Here is a 3521-nt window from a genome sequence, read left to right as displayed (position 1 = left end):
TCTAAGTAAATTATTAATGGTATAAATCTATGCGTCGAGTTGTTGTAACAGGTTTGGGTCTTGTGACCCCTCTAGGAAACGGTGTTAAAACCACCTGGAGACGTCTTATTCAAGGTGAATCAGGAGTTCGACGCATAGATACCTTTGATACAGAAGCTTACCCTTCGAAAATTGCTGGCCTTGTTCCCTTAGGAACAGAGGAAGGTCAATTTAATTCTACGGATTATATGCCTCCCAGTGAACGGAGAAGAATCGATACATTTATCCTCTACGGCATTGCGGCAGCAGAGGAAGCGCTTACTGATTCGGGATGGGTTCCTGAAACAGAAGAGCAAAGAGAAATGACTGGCGTTATGATTGGTTCAGGTGTAGGGGGTCTTCCTCGCATTTATGACGCTTCTATCCTTTTAAAAGAAGGCGGGCCTCGGAAAATAAGTCCCTTCTTTATTCCCTCTTGTTTAATTAACCTTGTCTCTGGGCAAGTTTCCATTCGCCATGGATTTAAAGGTCCTAATCATGCTGTCGTTACAGCTTGCTCCACAGGTGCTCACGCTATTGGAGACGCTGCTCGCTTGATTCAATGGGGTGATGCAGATGTCATGATTGCTGGTGGCGCCGAAGCTGCAGTCTGTGAGATTGGCGTTGCTGGGTTTGCGGCCTTAAGAGCCCTCTCAACCAATTTCAATGATGAGCCAGAAAGGGCATCCCGTCCCTGGGATCGTGACCGAGATGGTTTTGTGATTGGAGAAGGAGCCGGCGTCGTTGTTTTAGAAGAATATGAACACGCGAAAAAACGCGGAGCCAAGATTTATGCTGAAGTTTTAGGTTATGGCCTTTCAGGCGATGCCCACCACATCACAGCCCCTGCTGAAGATGGAAACGGTGGCTTTCGCGCCATGAAGGGGGCCCTTCGCCATGCTAAATTGAATCCAGAGGATATTGGGTACATCAATGCCCACGGCACGGCAACTCCTATCGGTGATATGATCGAATTAGGAGCAGTTAAGCGTCTCTTTACCCATAATACAAATATGTCTTCTACAAAATCAGCCATAGGTCACTTACTAGGTGCAGCTGGTGGTGTTGAGGCTATTTTCTCAATCCTTGCCTTAAATTCCGGTATTTTGCCACCCACGATCAATCTAGATAATCCTTCAGAAGGAACTGACGGCATTGATCTCATTCCTCATAAGGCAAAAGAACAAAAGATTCGCTATGCTATGTCCAACTCCTTTGGATTTGGTGGAACCAATGCCTCTCTTGTGATGGGAGCTATCTAAGCCTTGGTGGGCATGAATTGGTTGAAACGAATTCTCCATCGCAAACTTTTTGTTTTTATAGCCCTACTTATTGCTTTACCCTCAATAATTGCAGGTTATGCGGCCTATTGGATCCAACACCCTCAAAAAAATGAGAAAACCACCATCTTTATCGAAAAAGGTGCCTCCCTTTCTCAAATTGCAAAAACCCTTAACCAGTATGAAGTCTTAAACTCTCCTCTTCTCTTTAAAGCGGTCGTTTATACAACGGGAGCCGCTCAAAAGCTTAAAGCCGGTGAGTATCTCATCCCTCCCTCCATAACCCCAGCCCAACTCATTCACATCTTAAAGTCAGGTGAAGTTATTCTCCACGGAGTCACCCTTATTGAGGGAGAAACGTGCCATCGGCTCGTTGAAAAAATTTCTTCAAATGTACATTTTCAAGGAGCTTGTGAAACCCCTGAAGAGGGAACTCTTTTGCCAGAGACCTATCATTTTCCCCATGGAACGGAATGTTATATCATCCTGAATCGCATGAAAAAAGCCATGGAACATGCCCTTGAAGCAGCTTGGGCAGAGCGTTGCGATAATCATCCTCTTCGATCTCCTCAAGAACTTTTAGTTTTAGCCTCTATTATCGAAAAGGAAACCTCAAAGACACCCGAGAAACCTCTGGTTGCGGCTGTCTTTTTAAATCGCCTGAAACAAGGAATGCCTCTTCAAGCTGATCCAACGATAATTTATGCCTTAACAAATGGTCGCGAGGGATTAGGACGCGCGCTATTTCGTGGAGATTTGAAATTTGAAAGTCCTTATAATACTTACCTATATCGAGGTCTCCCTCCCACCCCCATTGCAAATCCAAGCCTTTCTTCGTTAAAGGCTGCTGCCCACCCTGCTAGTGTTGCCTACCTTTACTTCGTGGCTGACGGATCGGGTGGTCATGCTTTCTCTGAAACCCTTGGAGAGCATCAAAAACATCACGCCAACTGGCGCAAGATTCGCGATAAAAAGTAGCACTCTGAATTGCTTTTGCTAGCACTTTAACCAGGCGGATAAATTATGTGGCTATGAGTTTTTTGAATAATATCTTACCATCAAGCCGCCGGCCATTCAACAAGTGGCGGCAGAGACATCAAAATGGCCTCCGTATTTCCACCCGTCTTCAGGCCAAAGTGGGTTCCTCGGTCATAAATAAGATTAAATTCCACATACCTGCCCCGCTTTTTAAGCTGAACCTTTCTATCAAGCTCTGTCCAAGGGGTATTCATATGCCTTCGGACAATTTCTGGGTAAATGGCGGCAAAGGTTTTTCCTACATTTTGCGTAAAAGCAAAATCATGCTCCCAATCACCACTGTTCACATAATCATAAAAAATGCCGCCCACACCCCGAGGTTCCTGACGATGAGGAAGATAAAAATATTCATCCGCCCACTTTTTAAACTTTTCATAAGAAGTAGCTTCATAGGAATCGCAGACCTTTTTAAAGGCTGCATGAAAATCTTGGGTATCCTTATCAATGGGAAAACAGGGGGTTAAATCAGCTCCACCACCAAACCAAAGCTTCTGGGTTTGAATCATCCGTGTGTTCATATGAACTATAGGCACATGAGGATTGCACGGATGAATCACAACTGAAATGCCACTGGCCCAAAAGCGGGGATCTTCTTCAGCGCCAGGAATTTGCTTCCTAAACTCTTCGGAAAATTCTCCGTAAACTTCAGAGAAATTAACGCCCGCTTTTTCAAAAACACGGCCTTCTAATACGGCCATGGTACCGCCTCCGCCCCCCTCTCGTTCCCAAGACTTACGTACAAACGAGCTGGCAGGTTTCTCATATTGAGAAAGGGTGGCTTCCTTTTCCAGAGTTTCTAAACTCTCAATAAGTTGAGATTGGAGGTCTAAAAACCACCTAGAAGCACGATTTTGTTGAGTTGTCATAGGGAACCTCCTGGAAGTTGGTGGGTTTGACGAAGGGCTTCAGTTGAAACAATAGCAGCCGCAAGAGCAAGATTTAAAGAACGCACACCTGAAACCATGGGGATAATTACACTTTCATGACAGTCTTTTATAATTTCTGGCGGAAAACCAGAACTTTCTTGTCCCATGATCAGCAAATCGGAGGGTTCAAAGGAAAATTCATAACAGCTCTGAGAAGCACTCGCACTGACAGCTACACGCCGTAGCCCTTTCCTTTCCTCACAAAAAGCTTTCCAAGAAGGAAACCGCGTTGTCATGGCCCTTTCCATATAATCCATAC

At 45.0% G+C, this 3521-nt stretch carries 4 protein-coding genes; 2 read left to right on the top strand and 2 right to left on the bottom strand.

Annotated features, from left to right (window positions below):
- Window positions 1-29: 29 nt before the first annotated feature.
- Together fabF and mltG are read left to right on the top strand one after the other, a co-directional pair.
- On the top strand, window positions 30-1280 hold the full coding sequence (gene fabF / locus K2Y18_09410) for a beta-ketoacyl-ACP synthase II (GenBank protein MBX9805951.1): 1251 nt from the start codon (window positions 30-32) through the stop codon (window positions 1278-1280).
- A 12-nt stretch (window positions 1281-1292) separates the two neighbouring features.
- On the top strand, window positions 1293-2276 hold the full coding sequence (gene mltG / locus K2Y18_09405) for an endolytic transglycosylase MltG (protein ID MBX9805950.1): 984 nt from the start codon (window positions 1293-1295) through the stop codon (window positions 2274-2276).
- 80 nt (window positions 2277-2356) lie between these two features.
- On the opposite strand, the gene hemF is transcribed toward mltG, so the two are convergent.
- Entirely contained in the window at window positions 2357-3202 is an 846-nt protein-coding gene (gene hemF, locus K2Y18_09400; GenBank protein MBX9805949.1) for an oxygen-dependent coproporphyrinogen oxidase, read from the bottom strand.
- On the bottom strand, window positions 3199-3521 hold a 323-nt coding region (locus tag K2Y18_09395), incomplete at its 5' end, for a tRNA methyltransferase (GenBank protein MBX9805948.1). The genes K2Y18_09395 and hemF, both read right to left, overlap by 4 nt.

The organism is Alphaproteobacteria bacterium (assembly GCA_019746225.1).
Classification (GTDB): domain Bacteria; phylum Pseudomonadota; class Alphaproteobacteria; order Paracaedibacterales; family VGCI01; genus VGCI01.
This window is presented reverse-complemented; position numbering and strand designations above follow the sequence as displayed.

What these genes read in the sequence shown, in the direction of transcription:
- mltG (MBX9805950.1), top strand. Translation starts at nt 1,293, where the DNA reads ATGAATTGGTTGAAACGAATTCTCCATCGCAAACTTTTTGTTTTTATA.
- hemF (MBX9805949.1), bottom strand. Translation starts at nt 3,202, where the DNA reads ATGACAACTCAACAAAATCGTGCTTCTAGGTGGTTTTTAGACCTCCAA.
- fabF (MBX9805951.1), top strand. Translation starts at nt 30, where the DNA reads ATGCGTCGAGTTGTTGTAACAGGTTTGGGTCTTGTGACCCCTCTAGGA.